A 16129-nucleotide genomic window follows, 5' to 3' on the forward strand; every position below is an offset into this window, starting at 1 on the left:
CTACGTTTAACACCTTTTCTTTAAGCGGTCTGGACGGGACTCGAACCCGCGACCCCATGCGTGACAGGCATGTATTCTAACCAGCTGAACTACCAGACCTAACATTTTAAAAAGAATTTAATTTATCCGCTATAAATTGGATATTTTTTGGCGGTCTGGACGGGACTCGAACCCGCGACCCCATGCGTGACAGGCATGTATTCTAACCAGCTGAACTACCAGACCTAAAATCTTTTTAATTGTTGTTAAAGAACTTTGTTGAAGGTTTCCCTTCAGATTATAGAGCATCGCGCTCTTTTATTTTTAGCGGTCTGGACGGGACTCGAACCCGCGACCCCATGCGTGACAGGCATGTATTCTAACCAGCTGAACTACCAGACCATTGCCCTTCTTTTGAGAAGGTGTGCAAATATAGTGTTTATTTCTAAATTCGCTAATAAAATTTTTAAAAATCTTACTCTACAGCGCCTTCTTTCATCTTTTCTGCATTCTCAGCAAACTGTAATGCGTCGATAATATCCTGAATATCACCGTCCATAATCGCTGGAAGATTATACATAGTCAATCCAATACGGTGTTCTGTAACACGGCCCTGAGGATAGTTATATGTTCTAATTTTTGCAGAACGGTCTCCTGTTGACACCATAGTCTTACGTTTTGCGGCAACATCACCGTGCTTTTTCTGAACTTCAAGCTCATAAAGTTTATTACGTAACATCTCCATCGCAAGTTCACGGTTTGCTAATTGAGAACGCTCAACTTGACAGACAACGACAATACCGCTGGGCTTATGTGTTAATTGAACTTTTGTTTCTACCTTGTTGACGTTCTGTCCACCAGCACCTCCCGAACGGGAAGTTTGCAATTCAATATCGCCTGGATTTAACTCCACATCGACTTCTTCTGCTTCTGGTAGCACCGCAACTGAAGCGGCAGAAGTATGGACACGACCTTGTGTTTCTGTATCAGGTACACGTTGCACACGGTGAACTCCAGATTCATATTTTAACTGACCATAAACATCATCACCAATAACTTTCAAGATTACCTCTTTATAGCCACCGGAAGTACCTTCTGTAACGTCCATAACTTCGTTTTTCCAGCCTTTGGTTTCGAAGTAACGGGTATACATGCGATAAAGATCTCCAGCAAATAATGCGGCTTCGTCACCGCCACTACCGCCACGAATCTCGAGGATCGCATTCTTAGCGTCTTCAGGATCTTTAGGGATCAACATTAATCGAATCTCTTCTTCCTTCTCTTCCTTGTCAGTTAAAAGGGTGTCTAACTCCTCTTTAGCCATCTCGCGCAATTCCTGATCCTTTTCGTTCGCTAGGATATCTTTGCTGGTATCTATGTTGCTAACAATATTTTTGTAGATATGATACTGCTCAACGATTTTTGACAAGTCTTTATATTCTTTGTTCAATTTCGCGAAACGCTTCATATCTGAGATGATATCAGGTTGGCTTAATTCAGCTTCAACCTCTTCCCATCGTCCTTTTATTGCTTGTAATTTCTCTAACATATTTGTATAATTCGATTTCTATAGACTCGTGTATTGCGTTGATTTCACGAGCCAACCGACAAAAATAACTAAATTTTATCGGTTTTTTGTTGTTTTCTAGTGTGAAGAAACAGCTTTAAGTCCTATAATAGACGCTATTAAAGTAAGGATAAAGAAAATTCGCCAAAAATCTGCGGCTTCTTTGAAGATAAAGATCCCCATTAACACCGTGCCTACAGCTCCTATCCCTGTCCAAACCGCATAAGCTGTACCCAAAGGCAGGGTGGCAGTTGCTTTGATCAACAAGCCCATGCTTATCGATACAGAAATAATAAAACCGAGGTACCATAACCATTTCTCAGTGCCGACAGCGTCATTTGCTTTGCCGATACAGAAAGTGAACATCACTTCGAAAAGTCCGCCAATGATCAGTAATATCCAATTCATTCCATTAATTATGTTTTTTAATTATTCCCACTTTTTGAGCTCAAGTTCGTTTCCATCCCAAACTGCGTAGGTATGAAAATTAATCCACTCCCCCAGATTAACAATACGGCTATTGTTAGAAAGGTTGACGTCGTATGGTAAATGTCGATGTCCAAAGATCATATAATCGAAGTGTTCTTTTGCTAGTAGTTCTTTTGCATAAACAATTAACCATTCATTCTCTTCTCCGAGAAAATGTTCATCTTCGTTATTAGAAATACGACTGTGTTTTGACCATTGCTGCGCAATTCCTATTCCTAAGTTAGGGTGTAATCTCGCGAAAAGCCATTGACAAAAAGAACTTCGAAATATCTTTTTTAGAAACTTATATTTTCGGTCTCCGGGACCTAGTCCATCACCATGATGAATATAGAATTTCTTATTATTGTAAGTTACTTCTAATTCATTGCTTATGATTTCGGCGCCCAATTCATCTTTGAAATAACCAAACATCCACATGTCATGGTTACCCTTGAACAGTTTGATTTTAACGCCTAGATCGGCCAATTCGGCTAATTTTCCTAAAAATCGGATATAACCTCTCGGTACAACGGTTTTATATTCAAACCAGAAATCGAAGACGTCTCCAACAAGGTATAATTCTTTTGCGTCGACCTTAATAGCATCTAGCCAACTGATAATTTTTTGTTCTCGTAGTACGCTTGCTTCCTTTGGATAGGAGCCCAAATGGAAGTCAGAAGCAAAGTATATTTTATCGCGAGAGCTCATGAACGCCAAAACTACCATATTTAATATTTAATATCAAATAATGGTTTTTTGCAGAGCCGATTAATTGATTAGTTTTGTTTGAGAACAATTCTAATAATTATGAGGAAAATCTTAAGCTATGCTGTGCTTGTTGTAGGAATAAGTGCATGTAACCAAGAAAAGACAATAGACTCCAAAACTGATATTACTGTGAAACCCTACCCAAAAAGCCAAAAAGGAACCCAACAAGACAATTACTTTGGGACTTTAGTCGACGATCCATATCGTTGGTTGGAGGATGATCTGTCCGGAGATACTAAAAATTGGATAAAAGCAGAGAATGAAGTAACAGATGACTATCTCGGTCAAATTCCATATAGAGAACAAATACGTGCGCGTCTGGAAAAACTTTGGAATTACGAAAAAGAAGGAGCTCCATTTAAAGAAGGTGAATATATCTATTATTACAAAAATGATGGACTTCAAAATCAACATGTGCTCTATCGTAAAAAAGGGGAAAACGGAGTTCAGGAAGTGTTTTTAGACCCCAATCAATTTTCAACTGATGGTACAACCTCGTTAGCAGGTGTCAATTTTAGTAAGGATGGTTCTTTAGTTGCTTATCAAATCTCTGAAGGAGGCTCTGATTGGCGTAAAGTAATTATCATGAAGACCGAAGACAAGTCTATCGTCGGCGATACGCTTGTCGACGTTAAGTTTAGTGGACTTGCTTGGAAAGGTAATGAAGGTATTTTTTATAGTTCATACGACAAACCTAAACAAGGATCAGAGCTGTCAGCACTGACTGATCAACACAAACTTTATTTCCATAAACTAAATACCGCGCAAGCGACCGATGAACTAATATTTGGAGGGGCCAAGACACCAAGACGTTATGTGGGTGGTTACTTGACTGAAGATGAGCGTTTTTTAATTGTGACTGCTGCAAATACAACATCTGGCAATGAACTTTATGCGAAAGATCTGACGATTCCCAACGCACAATTTGTAACTGTTGTTGATAATATGGAGAAAAATCATTCCATACTGGATAACGATGGTACCAAGCTTTTAATTTATACGGAACTGAATGCCCCCAATGGCCGAGTTGTTACAACGGAATTCTCGAGTCCTACCTCGAAGGACTGGAAAGACATTATTCCTGAGGTTGAACAGGTGTTAAGTCCGTCGCTTGCGGGAGGAAAGATTTTTGCTACTTATCTAAAGGATGCGATTTCTCAAGTTAAGCAATTTGACAAAACTGGAAAATTGGAAAGGGAGATTGAATTACCTGGAATTGGTACGGCTTCCGGATTCTCTGGAAAAAAGACAGATAATGAACTTTATTATTCGTTCACAAATTATGTAAATCCAGGAACTATTTATAAATATCAAATTGCATCAGGTAAATCGGATAAATACAAAGAACCAGCGATTCAATTTGATTTTTCAAATTATGAATCCAAACAGGTGTTTTACACTTCAAAAGATGGAACTAAGGTTCCCATGATTATAACCTACATGAAAGGTGTTAAGTTAGATGGTACAAATCCAACGATGTTGTATGCTTATGGTGGCTTTAATGTTAGTTTAACCCCCTCTTTTAGTGTCAGTACATTAATTTTGCTGGAGCAAGGTGGGGTATACGCGGTAGCTAATCTACGTGGTGGGGGCGAATATGGCGAAAACTGGCATATTGCAGGCACCAAGTTGAAAAAGCAAAATGTATTTGACGACTTTATTGCTGCTGCTGAATATTTAATTAGTGAAAAATACACAAGTTCTGAGAAATTAGCGATTGCTGGAGGTTCTAATGGGGGACTGCTAGTTGGCGCAGTGATGACGCAACGTCCTGAGCTCTACAAAGTCGCTTTTCCGGCAGTAGGGGTGCTGGATATGCTACGCTATCACAAGTTTACTGCTGGGGCTGGTTGGGCCTTTGATTACGGAACAGCAGATGACAATGCGGAAATGTTCAAGTACCTTTATAGGTATTCGCCTTATCATGCTTTGAAAGCAGGAACAGCTTATCCTGCTACAATGGTTACAACGGCCGATCATGATGACCGAGTAGTACCTGCTCACTCCTTCAAATTTGCCGCAAGACTACAAGAATACAATACCGGTAAAAATCCGGTTTTAATTCGAATTGACACTAAGGCGGGACATGGAGCAGGGAAGTCGACAGAAATGGTAATCGCCGAACAAACTGATAAATGGGCTTTTATGTTTCAGAATATGGACTTTAAGTATAAGGATATTAGCAAATAGAAGTGCTACAAATAAAAAAGGTGATCCGAAAGATCACCTTTTTTATTGTTTTAATGAATTTGTCTAATTCATAATTACTTCTTCATCTTTAACCCAAGTAGGTTCTCCTTTTTTCATTTCGTCTAATGTCGCTTGATACGCTGCTTTAGAATCGGCATCCACTTTTGCTAAAGCTTTTTCTTGCCATACAATAGCTTCTTTAGTGTTTCCAGATTTATATAGAAGATTTGCATAGGTGTCTAATAATGCTGGATCCTCATTATTTTCAATTGATTTCTTGCTCCAAGCTAAAGCTGCTTTTACACATGCTGCATCGTCACAATTCTCAAATATCGCCCATGCAAAGCTATTCAATGTACTTGCGTTTACTTTTCCATCTTGTGACGCAATATATTCTTCAACGGCTTCTTTGAATGCAGGGAAATTCTTTTTTCTTAGGAAATACTGAGTTTTAAAACCTATTATATTTTCTTTGATTTTAAGATCACTATATTTTTTCTCTGCATCTGCGACTACAGTAGCATACTTGTCCCCTTCGGAACTCCAAAGCAACGGTGCGATTTCAGAATTAATTACAGCATTCGCTAGTACAGCATCTGCCTTACCTTCGCCCAATGCAGCGTCAACCTTCGCTTTATTCTCACGGATAATGCTGAAAGCCTTAGATTTTGTGTTTGAAGCACTTTTTAGAAGGAATGCCGCATTTTCTTTAGATAGTAACTCTTCTGTTGATGAATTAGCAATCACGGCTTCTGTGGCTCTCTGTTGAAGATTTTTGTCATATGCACTTTCTGCTGCAGCAGCTGTCGCTCTAGCAATCGCAACGTCTGTTGGATTAGCTTCAAATTTCTTGACCACTGTAACAAACTGCGTCTCCGGATTTAATCCCTCGCCAGCTTTTACGATAAAAGCGTCAGCCTCCGCTCCACCTACAATACGATGAACAAGTTCACCGTCAGGGTTGAAAATTAAGAATGTCGGATAGGCGTTAATAGAATAATCTTTAGTAAAACGCTTCGCTTCTTCATACCATGACTTAACATCAGCATTGTCATCTTTGGTTTCGTCCATTTGAATCTTCAAATTGACAAACTTCTCATTGAAATAAGTACCAACTTTTTCTTGTGGAAAAACCTCGCTAGCCATCCATTTACATGGACCACACCATGTTGTGAATGCATCAACAAAAATAAATTTGTTCTCCGCCTTTGCTTTCGCTTTCACTTTAGCCCAATTCGTATTATGTTCGAAATGGATTCCTTTTTCCTGAGCGACCGCCAAGAATGGAATGATAAATAATAATAACAGTGCCTTTTTCATAATCAATTCTAATGGTAATAAATTATTGTTTGAATAAAGTTAGTTATTAGAAACGGAAAAAGTCTCTGATAATTCAGAGACTTTTGTATAAATAATGTTAAATTAAGTTAAACCCCAAGTTGCTTCTGCATATTCTTAGTTAATGCTTTTTTGTGCAACAATAAAGAGATTGTCTTGTAGCGTACAAATTCCTTTGTAGCATACATGTAACCTTTGTAATCGTTGGATGCTCCCCATGAGTTTTTCACAATATAGTATTCCTTACCATTTTGATCTTTTACTAAACCAACAATGTGCATACCATGATCGTCAGTCGTCGAATAGTTATCGAACGCTTCTTGTCTTTGTGCCGCTGTGATATTCGCTTCTGTTTTCGGACCATTGAAAAGGTTATCTACCTCTTCTTTGTTCATTTGCTCGATTGGTTTCTCAGGAACGAAAGCAACACCATTTTTCCAGCTAAATGTTTTTTCTGATACGTCGGTTGCCCATGCTACAGTATATCCATTTTCTAATGCATTATCAATAATGTCAGTCAAATCATTAATCTTCACGTTGTAAAAACTTTCGAAAGACCAGTTGTCTGGAATTAATAATACAAACGGTTTGTAATAAGCATGCTCGTCAAATGAGGAGATTCCAATATAATCCGAAGGATTAATACCAATTACTTGATCAGCAAATGTTCTCGGATTGTACGATTTACCATTGTATTGGAAAGTTTCTGGAACTTCACCTAAATAGGAATCCATCGCGGCAGTAAAAGCCTTTAACCAATCTTTGCTTGGTTTTTTGCTTTTCGCTACATTCTCTGTAATACCTTGCAATAGCGGACTCATCTCGCCAAAGTTGTTTCGAGTCTGTCCATCTGGTAAGCCAGTATAAACTTCACGTGGAACTGCGCCATACTTTTTAAAGATAGTTAATACATCATGCAGTTGACCTCCGTCACCTTGAGCTTGATCGCCATGCAAACGAACAAAGTTTTTCGCTTTCTCAATGTACGTATTACGAGCAGTATAGATTTGTGAAATTTCGACCGGTTGTTTTCCCATACGGATCATTTCAGATTCTAGAAAAGAATTTCCTGAATATGACCAACAAGTACCAGAAGATCCTTGGTCTTTAATTGAAGTATTTCCTAGGTTAATTACCTCGGTAAATTTGAAACCTTCTTTGCTGTTGTCACTAGCATTCCCTTTAAGGGCATTGATTAAGTTATCTTGAGCTTGTGTTTGAGTTACGGCGAATAAGGCTGCCGCAAAAAATATAGATTTGCTCCAATTCATTGTTTGTGATTTTAATTAAAGTTCACGAATATATAAAATAGTAGAGATTGTAACCCCTCAAAAGTGTAAAAATATTAGCACAATGAAGAGATACTTTTATTAAAAAGCAAATAGCGGATGGGGAATAGAAAAAAACGCCCTCTTATGCAGAGGGCGTTTTAAATATTTTAAGAGTTTTCGAACTCTTTTTTCTTCGGAAAAACCAGGGAAGCAACTATACTCAAGGCTAAGATACCTAGAATGACAAATAATGAGTGTGCCGTCGTAAAGCCCCAATCTGCTAACCAATGGTGCAGTAACATTTTCAATCCAATGAAGATCAATAAGAATGCTAATCCCACTTTTAAATAGTGGAACTTGTGTATGATGTTGATCAATAGGAAAAACATTGAACGCAGACCAAGTATTGCAAAAATGTTCGAGAAGAATACGATAAATGGATCCTTAGTAATCGAGAATATTGCTGGAATTGAGTCTACCGCAAAAATTAGATCTGTAAATTCGATCACCAACAAAACTAAGAACAGAGGCGTCATGTATTTTACGCCGTCCTCAATATGGAAGAATCGACCTTGATCTAACTTGTGTGTCACCTTGAAGTGCTTGGATGCAAATTTAACAACAGGGTGATTTTCTGGGTCAACTTCTTCTTCTTTATTTCTATTGATATACATGTTGAAACCGGTGTATACTAAGAAAGCACCGAAAACATATAGAATCCAACCAAATTTGGTAATGAGTGCTGCACCAACAAAAATGAAGATACAACGCATAATTATCGCACCTAAAATTCCCCATACAAGTACTTTATGGTAGTATTTTTCAGGGATACCAAAGGAACTGAACAACAACACCATGACGAAGATATTATCGACAGAAAGCGCATATTCAACGACGTAACCTGTTAAATATTCAATTGTTAGGGTCTTATTATAAAGTTGAATACTTGCCGCTAAATCATTTTCATTGATATTGATATTATGGAAATGTTTGGCCACAATCTCCTTTAACCTTGCTAAATCATGGACATTATGAAGTTCATTCCCCCAATAATACAGCAATAATGCAAATAGAAGTGCGAATGCTACCCAAATCGCGCTCATGATGGCGGCCACCTTTAATGATACAGGTTTATCGCTTTTCGAAAAAAGACCTAAATCTATTGCTAACATCAGAATTATAAAAACTATAAATCCGATCATAAATAACGCTTCGTGGCTCATCTTATTTTTTTCTTTCTGTTGTAAATCGTACTAATTGTTCTAATCCCGTTTTAAATTCCCCTCCGTTTGGGATCGTTGCTAAAATATCAAAAGCTTCCTGTTGATATTGCAACATGCGTTCGGTCGCATATTCTAAACCTCCATTTGATTTTACAAATTCAATCACCTCGGCAACCTTCTCTGTATCTTCGTTATGGTTTTTTACCAAATTAATAATCTTTCTTCTTTCGGATTTGGCAACCGTATTCAAAGCGTAAATTAATGGTAGAGTCATCTTTTTTTCTTTGATGTCATTCCCTACTGGTTTCCCGACATCATCAAGACCAAAGTCAAATAAATCGTCTTTAATCTGGAAAGCAATACCAACTTTCTCTCCAAACAAGCGTAATTTCTCGACGGTGTCTTCATCGGCGCCGGCAGATGACGCTCCGCAGGCACAACAAGACGCAATTAATGAAGCAGTTTTCTTGCGAATAATTTCGTAGTATATCGTCTCTTCAATATCGAGGTGTCTCGCTTTTTCAATTTGTAATAACTCGCCTTCACTCATGTGTTCTACTGCTTCCGAAACGATTCGGAGTAGCTCGAACTCTTTATGCTTAACCGATAACAATAAACCTTTTGACAATAGAAAGTCGCCAACAAGAACGGCCACTTTATTTTTCCAAAGGGCATTGATCGAAAAGAATCCTCGGCGTTCATTGGAATTATCAACAACATCGTCATGTACTAACGAAGCTGTATGTAATAATTCGACAAGTGAGGCCCCATGATAAGTAGATTCGGTAATTCCTCCACTAACACCCGCGGAAAAGAAAACAAACATCGGACGCATCTGTTTTCCTTTTTGTTTAATCAGGTAGCCCGTAATACGGTCTAATAGAGGTGCTGAACTTTGCATAGACGCTTTGAATGTTTTTTCAAAGCGTTTCAGGTGTTCTTTTATAGGAAGTTGTATTTCGTCTAATGTTAACATGAAAATGGTTTAATACCATCAGTAATCACTGAAATTGACCATAAAAATAATAAAATTATGGTTGAGAAGCTAACGTATTTTCAAGCTCTTTGTACCATTCTTCTCCATACTCGCGAATCAGCGGGTCTTTTAAGAATTTGTATACCGGAATTTTTAACTCCTGGCCGAAAGTACATGCATCTTTACAGATATACCAGCGGTCGTAGTGCAACACATCAAACTCTGGATAATGTGTAGCACGAATAGGGTATAAGTGACAAGAGATGGGTTTCTTCCAACTTACTTCCCCTAACTCATAAGCTTTCTCAATAGCACATTTGGTGATGCCATTTTCCCAAGTTACATAGGCGCACTCTTTATTTCCATCAACGCAGGTGGTCGTTAAATCACCATCGGCATCAATTACGTGGGTTCCTTGTTCCTCGATCGCTTGAATTCCTTTTTCTGTTAAGTAAGGTTTTACGATAGGGTAGATATCTGCTAATATCTTAGTTTCAGCCTCCGTCAAAGGAGCACCGGCATCGCCTTCAATACAACAAACTCCTTTACATTTGCTTAGGTTGCAAACAAAATCATTGTTCACAATATCTTCGTGAACAAGCACATTACCTACTTCTATCATTTTTTACTTTGAATAACTTACTCGTTTTCCTAGTGGATATTTTAATCCATCAGCGCTAACTAATTCCATAGTAACCGAACCAATTAAAATATCTACTTGAGCTTTTACTGGAATGCGATTACCGTCGTTGGTGACCCAAAGATACAAACGACTATTCTTTTTAAAAATTCTTCCGGGACTTATTTCTGGACTAAGCTTGATACACTCAAGTTCTCCCAATACAGATTTTACCTTTTCGACACCAACATATTCTACTCCTAATTGAGCAACTTCATCGTTTAAGAAGTAGGTTATCTTAAACTTATCGCCTTTGCTTAGCCCCGAGAAATCCAAGTTTCTTGAAAAATAGTACGCAGAAACAAGGTCAAATGTCTGAATCGTAGGGCTGCTAAATGTTCCTTTCTTTCCACTGACTTTACGTGTTTTATGATCGAAAGTAGCATATTCCACTCGACGATAGTTGTTCTCGCGGATATTCTCTGTATAAAGAATAGGAAGATAGTTTTCCTTGTTAATATAGGAATCGTATTGATTCTTTACAGTATAGAACGCGGAGAATGCACCGGAAGTTTGTCCAAATGCATGAAGGTGAATCGGATCTTCCATACCAAAACTGTGTTTAGATTTTTGAACAGATAGTGTCCCAGTCGCAGCAGACATGATACCGTACTTCAATTTATATTTTAGTACTTCGCCTGGCTGAAAGGTCGGGTTCGATAAATGCGGCAATGTTTGCGCTGTGGAGACAGTTCCTAAACTTACAATCAGGGCTAGTAGCGTAAAAATTCTTTTCATACAATTATGACGAGGTAAAATAGCAATAGTTTAAGATTTTCGCTTGAACACAGGCACGGTAGAGCATGGCTCTCCATACATAATGCTTTTCGCACGCAGACTCAACGCTGCGGTAAACGTAACAAAAGCGCTCTCAGGGATGGCAATATCACCACATCCTTTGACAACAATACGCTGATCTTGATATTGACTAAAATCAATGTTTTCCAAGGCTTTTTCAAATAGCCTTGTACGAACAGAGTCTTCGTCTCCAAAGCGAACAGAAGCCGCGTAATCAATCATCTTCGTTGTCAATAGCATATAGGCCCAAGTTGGTACAATCGCATCTGTAGAGCAAATAATGCCTACGTGTTGCCCACTGTATTGTGACCAATCATGTGTTTTGATAAATTCTCTGAAATCCTTCTCCTTCAAAATTAAACCGTGGAAAAGGTTATCCTTGATGTCATAGATAACAATAGGTTCTTTTGGCGCATAATTCGCCAAATCAACTGTGATTAACCCACTTTGCGCTACCTTGTTGACTATGTTTTCTTGAATATCCATTTCTTAAAAATAAAAAAAGCTGGATAACATATTGCTATCCAGCTGTAAATTTAACTATTATATGTTAATAGAATTTAATACGATTGTCAACAATCTTACCGTTGTCTTGTAATGCTTTAAAAATAACACTCCAAGAACGTTGAGCTTTCGCTGCAGTAATTTGTTTTTGTTGAGCCGTTAATTCTTCAGCCGCAATAGCCTTAGGATTTACAAAACCGTTTACTTGTACAGCATAAACACCTTGTTTACCTTCAATTGCTTTAGATGGCTTATTTGGTTGCAAGCCGAAAACTGTACCAACGACAGCATTTTCAACAGCAACACCAGGGATAACTGGATTCGCTAAAACGATGTTTTCAACCGATAAAGCATTCTTGCCTAATTTTTGAGCAACTTGATCGATAGAGCTAGCACCATTTAAAGCGTTGTTTACTTTCTCTTTTAACATTCTAGCCTTAACCAAATTTTTAACAACAGGCTCAATTAAAGTCTTTACAGACTCTAACGTTTGTTGACCCTTTTGTTGAACTCCAGTCAAACGCGCTACGATAAAGTTTGATTCAGTTTCATAAATCTTATCCGAAAGATCACCAACTTTCGCTTCATATGCCCAACGGATTAATTCACGTGGAACCTCTACAGCACCTAACATGTTATCCATCGCTACAGTACGATCATTCGTTTGAACTGCCGCATTTTGTTGTTTCGCAATATCTGAGAAATTATCTTTGTTTACTGCAGTAAAGAATGTATTCGCTTTGGCATATGCTGCGTCTGTAGTTTCTTTACCAGCAACAATCGTTTTGTCGACGATTGCTAACTTCGCAATTTTCGAATTTCCAGTTTGTTTCTCAATTTTTAAAACGTGAACACCGTAACTCGAGTTTACTACAGTAACATCACCTGCTTTTCCGCTAAATGCTGCTTCTTCAAACTCAGGAATCATACGGCCGCGAGTAAATGTGCCTAATTCTCCTCCGTTGTTCTTGCTACCTGGATCAACGCTGAATTCAATTGCTAACGCCGCCATGTTTCCACCAGCTACAATTAAGTTCTTAATCGAATCAGCTTTCTTTAATGCCTTGTCAACACCACCCTCAGTTGCTGGATTCAATAGAATATGTGAAGCAGTTACTGAATCTGGACTAAATTTAGTTTCAATTACTTTTGCAATCTCATAAACTCCTTGTGTTAAGAAAGGACCAACAGTTGTACCTGAAGCAGCGTTAAATACAGTAGAATCTAAAGCTGGGCTTAATTGACCCTTACTGTAATATTTAACTGGGTATTTGTTGTCAGAATTCAAAGAAACAAATGATGAGTCATTCGTTGCTGTTTGAAGTTCTGCTTTTACTTTTTGAATATTTCCTAAAACAGTCGCTGTATCGGCAGCATTTGGACTTGCATTGAATAATACATACTCAATTGCTCTAGTCTCTTCTGCGTTTTTAAACGCATTTTTGTTCTTGTCAAAGTATTCTTTATAATCAGCGTCTGTTAATTTGATTTCCGCGTCATTTACTGAAGCGTAATCTAACATCACGTATTTAAAGTTCGCTAATTTGTTGCGTGAGTTGTAATCATACTCAGCTTCTAAAGAAGTCGTGTAAATACAGCTGTTTACTAGGTTTGAATATTTTTCATTCAAACGCTCGTTTTTAACAGACTCTAATAATTGATTCCATTGTTGACTTACTTCAGGATTTGTTTTTGCCTGCTCGATTACTGCATTAATATATGCGGCATCAACTTTCCCTGTCTGTGGATTTCCAAATTGTTGTAAAATCTGTTGTGATGGGTTATTACCGTAGATTAAGCTATTTAATTCTGCTTTACCAACTTCAATTCCAATTTTTTCAATTTCTTGTTTCAACAACTCTTGTGACACAAATTGATTCCAAACTTGTTGTACCGCAAATCCTCTCATTTGAGGAGTAGCATTGCCACCCATTTGTTGTTGATACATCGCGCTCGCCTGATCAACTTGTTGGTTGAAGATTTGGTAATCAATACCTTCACCGTTCACACTGCCGACTTCCGATTGACTACTACGCCAAAATGGAGTACCCATGTTAATGATGTCCCCAAGTAAAAACGCAACGATTGCTAAACCGATCACGAAAATGACTAAGCCCGCACGGTTTCGCAAATAGCTCATTAATCCCATAACTCTATTCTAAATTTTATTAAATGCTTAATTTTAGTTATTTAATTGTGTTTTTCTAAAACAAGGCGCAAGATACAATTTTTATGAAAAAAATAGTAAAAATTTATCAAACGCTAGGTTCTATTTTTTTTATATCCAAATGCTTCAAAACCTGTTAGTTCCCAAAGCCCGGAAGCTGCTGGTTGGAGTTCAAGTAATAAAGTCCAGTGGAACCTTGAAATTCAACGTCGTTGAAATTTGAATCTGAAGTAAAGGAAGTGCCTTGCATATGACCTCGACCGTCAGTGAATTCAATGCTAATCGGTTGAGTATTATAGTATTTTGAATTCTTTTCGTCGTAAAATAGCTCTTCCGTTTTAACGATAGACCCATTTTCCATAATCAAGACTACATTATTACGAAATTCAATAATACCTGTCTTTGCATATTGCTTTGCGTAGTTGGAAGTAATCCGTTGGTTTTCTTTCGCCTCTTCATCAAAAAAGATAATTTTCACACCTTTCTTAAACTCGTAGTCCCCTTGATTACGGTTGGTGGTATCATGATAAACGCGCATTTCTGGAGCCGTTAGCTCAGCTTTCACACGAGCGGAATCGCTATAAATCACCGTGACATGCTTCGAAATATCAACAGCCTCCTCTTTTTTTATATTGGCAATGCGATCAATATCTTTTAGATCGTTTTCACACGCAAATGACAAGATTGCCCCTAGCAATATAATTGTTAGGGGCAAAACATGAAATTTCTTTATTTTAATGCAAATACGCTGCATAGCTCTTAATCATAACTTCTTCTTAGGAACCAAGCATCATTGATGGTGAAACCTAAGTTGATATTTATATATCGCTCGCGGATTAGATTGCTTTTCAATGTTCCTTGTTGTCCAAACTCAGCAGAGATATTAACACTTGAGAACGTACGTCCAAAGTTTGTCTCCGATAGAGGTAAACCAAGGCCAACGGTGACTGCCATATCTGTTAAGCGATTGTTTTCCACCGAGATGTGACTCTTGTTGTAACGAAAGCCTAAACGATAATCGATTACATTCCAATATTTTAGCGAGGTTGCGTCTGGTTTAAACTGACCACCAACAGCAACACCAATGTTCTTTCCTAATTTCTGCTCGTTTTCACGTGTTTGAAAATCTGACCAATCAGCATACTTAAAGTCGGCTCCAACCATCCAATTTACACCTTTAGAAATCGTAAAACCAACATTATGTTTCAACGGTAGGTTCACTTTGCGGTCAGAAACTAAATTAAACGCCGATGTATCGATAGCGACTTGGTCCCCGTAATCCGATGATTGATCGGTTTCGGTTAATGTCACCATAGAAGTTGTTTTATTATTGATTTGGTTATTCAATGAACCGGAATAGCCAATCGTAAAGTTCATCTTATTACCTAATGCTTTGAAATATTGCACACCATAATCAACAGAGGCTCCGCGAATACGTCGAGTTGCTGTTTGTACGGTGTTATAATAACCGGCGTTGTACGGGAATTCAATCATTGCTTTGTCATACAAGTTACCGAATAGAAATCCTACGTTGGCACCAATACTCAAACCCTTGATTGGAGAAACTCCGTAGCCAAAATAGGCTTTGTTTACTCCACCTTCTCCGATTAAACTCGATTTATAATTAATATTTTCGAATTGACGTATCGTAGAAGAGTTATATCCTACATCAGAGAAAGGCATTAGACCAAAAGAAAGACCACCCGCTTTTGCCAATGGAATACCGATTGTAATGTGACTGAATGCAAAATCGGCCGTATTATCCTTGGCACCATTTTTCTCTAACTGCGTAATATTCCCATAAAGACCTGCGTCTAAAATGGTACGCGTAAATGCGGAATAACTTGCAGGATTCGCGATGTTTAAGCTCGGTAATCCACCAACATAGCGAACTCCGGTAGACAAACCACCCATACCGCGCGTTTGAGGTAATAAATCTTCACGCATTTGACCTAATCCGAATTGGGAATAGGGCGAATGGGAAGTTGAGGATTGTGCAGAACTTTGCAAACTACAAAACATCAAAGAGCTTGCGCCCAGTAGAGTAAGCAGTCGCGAATATGATAAAAATGGTTTAAACTGTTTCAACATATTTATTTGATTCATCGATTTGAAGAACACATTTCCGATCTTGTAAATGGACCAAAACGATGAGGTTAATTCTTCTGTAATGGTTGTATTCTCTTGAATTTTCGCTACAA

Annotated in this window: 14 protein-coding genes and 3 tRNA genes; 1 reads left to right on the forward strand and 16 read right to left on the reverse strand. The window is 38.1% G+C overall.

The features are described 5' to 3' along the window. Nucleotides 1–25 precede the first annotated feature (25 nt). The 6 genes from GFH32_RS01980 to GFH32_RS02005 all read right to left on the reverse strand — a co-directional run bounded on the left by GFH32_RS01980 (nt 26) and on the right by GFH32_RS02005 (nt 2740). Nucleotides 26–99, reverse strand: a tRNA-Asp gene (locus GFH32_RS01980). 49 nt (nt 100–148) lie between these two features. Beyond that, nucleotides 149–225, reverse strand: a tRNA-Asp gene (locus GFH32_RS01985). Nucleotides 226–307: 82 nt separating this feature from the next. Continuing rightward, a tRNA-Asp gene (locus tag GFH32_RS01990) sits at nt 308–381 on the reverse strand. 73 nt (nt 382–454) lie between these two features. Next, complete coding sequence (gene prfA / locus GFH32_RS01995) at nt 455–1528, reverse strand: peptide chain release factor 1 (protein ID WP_153509480.1); 1074 nt, start codon at nt 1526–1528, stop codon at nt 455–457. A gap of 96 nt (nt 1529–1624) precedes the next feature. Next, the gene (locus GFH32_RS02000) at nt 1625–1954 is read right to left on the reverse strand and encodes a DMT family transporter (RefSeq protein WP_153509481.1); all 330 of its coding nucleotides are present in this window, start codon (nt 1952–1954) and stop codon (nt 1625–1627) included. Nucleotides 1955–1975: 21 nt separating this feature from the next. After that, nucleotides 1976–2740, reverse strand: a complete 765-nt coding sequence (locus GFH32_RS02005; protein ID WP_228384193.1) for a UDP-2,3-diacylglucosamine diphosphatase — start codon at nt 2738–2740, stop codon at nt 1976–1978. 81 nt (nt 2741–2821) lie between these two features. Between GFH32_RS02005 and GFH32_RS02010 the strand changes: the two genes are divergently transcribed. Next, complete coding sequence (locus tag GFH32_RS02010; protein WP_153509482.1) at nt 2822–4972, forward strand: prolyl oligopeptidase family serine peptidase; 2151 nt, start codon at nt 2822–2824, stop codon at nt 4970–4972. Between the two features lie 63 nt (nt 4973–5035). Here GFH32_RS02010 and GFH32_RS02015 read toward each other — a convergent pair whose 3' ends face one another. The 10 genes from GFH32_RS02015 to GFH32_RS02060 all read right to left on the reverse strand — a co-directional run bounded on the left by GFH32_RS02015 (nt 5036) and on the right by GFH32_RS02060 (nt 16034). After that, nucleotides 5036–6292, reverse strand: coding sequence for a thioredoxin family protein (locus GFH32_RS02015; RefSeq protein ID WP_228384194.1), 1257 nt, complete (start codon nt 6290–6292; stop codon nt 5036–5038). 107 nt (nt 6293–6399) lie between these two features. Next, nucleotides 6400–7581: a C1 family peptidase gene (locus GFH32_RS02020; protein ID WP_153509484.1), complete on the reverse strand. Its 1182-nt coding sequence runs from the start codon at nt 7579–7581 to the stop codon at nt 6400–6402. 167 nt (nt 7582–7748) lie between these two features. Further along, entirely contained in the window at nt 7749–8783 is a 1035-nt protein-coding gene (locus tag GFH32_RS02025; RefSeq protein ID WP_317162869.1) for a TerC family protein, read from the reverse strand. 22 nt (nt 8784–8805) lie between these two features. Beyond that, nucleotides 8806–9780: a polyprenyl synthetase family protein gene (locus GFH32_RS02030; protein WP_153509486.1), complete on the reverse strand. Its 975-nt coding sequence runs from the start codon at nt 9778–9780 to the stop codon at nt 8806–8808. Nucleotides 9781–9835: 55 nt separating this feature from the next. Then, on the reverse strand, nt 9836–10402 hold the full coding sequence (locus tag GFH32_RS02035) for a DUF3109 family protein (protein ID WP_153509487.1): 567 nt from the start codon (nt 10400–10402) through the stop codon (nt 9836–9838). A gap of 3 nt (nt 10403–10405) precedes the next feature. Continuing rightward, nucleotides 10406–11197: a DUF3108 domain-containing protein gene (locus GFH32_RS02040; RefSeq protein ID WP_153509488.1), complete on the reverse strand. Its 792-nt coding sequence runs from the start codon at nt 11195–11197 to the stop codon at nt 10406–10408. Nucleotides 11198–11227: 30 nt separating this feature from the next. After that, on the reverse strand, nt 11228–11743 hold the full coding sequence (locus GFH32_RS02045) for a DUF2480 family protein (protein WP_153509489.1): 516 nt from the start codon (nt 11741–11743) through the stop codon (nt 11228–11230). A 64-nt stretch (nt 11744–11807) separates the two neighbouring features. Then, nucleotides 11808–13910, reverse strand: coding sequence for a peptidylprolyl isomerase (locus tag GFH32_RS02050; RefSeq protein ID WP_153509490.1), 2103 nt, complete (start codon nt 13908–13910; stop codon nt 11808–11810). A gap of 154 nt (nt 13911–14064) precedes the next feature. Then, nucleotides 14065–14682, reverse strand: a complete 618-nt coding sequence (gene lptC / locus GFH32_RS02055) for an LPS export ABC transporter periplasmic protein LptC (RefSeq protein WP_153509491.1) — start codon at nt 14680–14682, stop codon at nt 14065–14067. Between the two features lie 5 nt (nt 14683–14687). Continuing rightward, on the reverse strand, nt 14688–16034 hold the full coding sequence (locus GFH32_RS02060) for a hypothetical protein (protein ID WP_153509492.1): 1347 nt from the start codon (nt 16032–16034) through the stop codon (nt 14688–14690). Between the last annotated feature and the right edge of the window lie 95 nt (nt 16035–16129).

Source organism: Sphingobacteruim zhuxiongii (assembly GCF_009557615.1).
Classification (GTDB): domain Bacteria; phylum Bacteroidota; class Bacteroidia; order Sphingobacteriales; family Sphingobacteriaceae; genus Sphingobacterium; species Sphingobacterium zhuxiongii.

Bases quoted from the DNA above. Each gene is read 5' to 3' on its own strand.
- GFH32_RS02045 (WP_153509489.1), bottom strand. From the start codon at position 11,743: ATGGATATTCAAGAAAACATAGTCAACAAGGTAGCGCAAAGTGGGTTA.
- GFH32_RS02010 (WP_153509482.1), top strand. From the start codon at position 2,822: ATGAGGAAAATCTTAAGCTATGCTGTGCTTGTTGTAGGAATAAGTGCA.
- GFH32_RS02030 (WP_153509486.1), bottom strand. From the start codon at position 9,780: ATGTTAACATTAGACGAAATACAACTTCCTATAAAAGAACACCTGAAA.
- GFH32_RS02025 (WP_317162869.1), bottom strand. From the start codon at position 8,783: ATGATCGGATTTATAGTTTTTATAATTCTGATGTTAGCAATAGATTTA.
- GFH32_RS02035 (WP_153509487.1), bottom strand. From the start codon at position 10,402: ATGATAGAAGTAGGTAATGTGCTTGTTCACGAAGATATTGTGAACAAT.
- GFH32_RS02050 (WP_153509490.1), bottom strand. From the start codon at position 13,910: ATGGGATTAATGAGCTATTTGCGAAACCGTGCGGGCTTAGTCATTTTC.
- GFH32_RS02060 (WP_153509492.1), bottom strand. From the start codon at position 16,034: ATGAATCAAATAAATATGTTGAAACAGTTTAAACCATTTTTATCATAT.
- GFH32_RS02015 (WP_228384194.1), bottom strand. From the start codon at position 6,292: ATGAAAAAGGCACTGTTATTATTATTTATCATTCCATTCTTGGCGGTC.
- GFH32_RS02040 (WP_153509488.1), bottom strand. From the start codon at position 11,197: ATGAAAAGAATTTTTACGCTACTAGCCCTGATTGTAAGTTTAGGAACT.
- GFH32_RS02020 (WP_153509484.1), bottom strand. From the start codon at position 7,581: ATGAATTGGAGCAAATCTATATTTTTTGCGGCAGCCTTATTCGCCGTA.
- GFH32_RS02000 (WP_153509481.1), bottom strand. From the start codon at position 1,954: ATGAATTGGATATTACTGATCATTGGCGGACTTTTCGAAGTGATGTTC.
- lptC (WP_153509491.1), bottom strand. From the start codon at position 14,682: ATGCAGCGTATTTGCATTAAAATAAAGAAATTTCATGTTTTGCCCCTA.
- prfA (WP_153509480.1), bottom strand. From the start codon at position 1,528: ATGTTAGAGAAATTACAAGCAATAAAAGGACGATGGGAAGAGGTTGAA.
- GFH32_RS02005 (WP_228384193.1), bottom strand. From the start codon at position 2,740: ATGGTAGTTTTGGCGTTCATGAGCTCTCGCGATAAAATATACTTTGCT.